Consider the following 1,014-nt stretch of genomic DNA (forward strand, 5'->3'; position numbering starts at 1 on the left):
GCTGTGGATAGGGGTGAAAGGCTAAACAAACTTGGAAATAGCTGGTTCTCTCCGAAAACTATTTAGGTAGTGCCTCAAGTATCACCATCGGGGGTAGAGCACTGTTATGGCTAGGGGGTCATGGCGACTTACCAAACCATGGCAAACTCCGAATACCGATGAGTGCGAGCTTGGGAGACAGTGCACCGGGTGCTAACGTCCGGACACAAGAGGGAAACAACCCAGACCGCCAGCTAAGGTCCCTAAAATTGGCTAAGTGGGAAACGAAGTGGGAAGGCTAAAACAGTCAGGATGTTGGCTTAGAAGCAGCCATCATTTAAAGAAAGCGTAACAGCTCACTGGTCTAATCAAGAGGTCTTGCGGCGAAGATGTAACGGGGCTCAAGCCACGAGCCGAAGCTTTGGATGCACTTTAGAGTGCGTGGTAGCGGAGCGTTCTGTGATATAGAACGCTGCCTCTTTTGCTTCGTAAGAAGTAACGGAGGCAATGTTCTGACTGTGAAGCCGGGCCGTGAGGCAACCGGTGGAGTGATCAGAAGTGAGAATGTTGACATGAGTAGCGACAAACAGGGTGAGAGACCCTGTCGCCGAAAGTCCAAGGGTTCCTGCTTAAAGCTAATCTGAGCAGGGTAAGCCGGCCCCTAAGGCGAGGCCGAAAGGCGTAGTCGATGGGAACCAGGTTAATATTCCTGGGCCAGGAGATGGTGACGGATCCCGAGGGTAGTTCGATCTTAACGGATTGATCGGGCTGCTTAGGGGTTCCTGGAAATAGCCCTCCACAAGACCGTACCCTAAACCGACACAGGTGGTCAGGTAGAGCATACCAAGGCGCTTGAGAGAACTCGGCTGAAGGAACTAGGCAAATTGCACGCGTAACTTCGGAATAAGCGTGACTCACCCTGGGCAACCAGGACTGAGTGGCACAAACCAGGGGGTGGCGACTGTTTACTAAAAACACAGGGCTCTGCGAAGCAGCAATGCGACGTATAGGGTCTGACGCCTGCCCGGTGCCTGA

At 52.9% G+C, this 1,014-nt stretch carries 1 rRNA gene (only partly in view); it reads left to right on the forward strand.

The window, feature by feature from the left end:
• A 23S ribosomal RNA gene (locus ACK4SC_RS11660) occupies positions 1-1,014 on the forward strand (its annotated part continues 548 nt past the right edge of the window); the annotation flags it as partial.

Origin of the sequence: Microcella sp., assembly GCF_046293215.1 — a bacterium.
GTDB lineage: Bacteria > Actinomycetota > Actinomycetes > Actinomycetales > Microbacteriaceae > Microcella.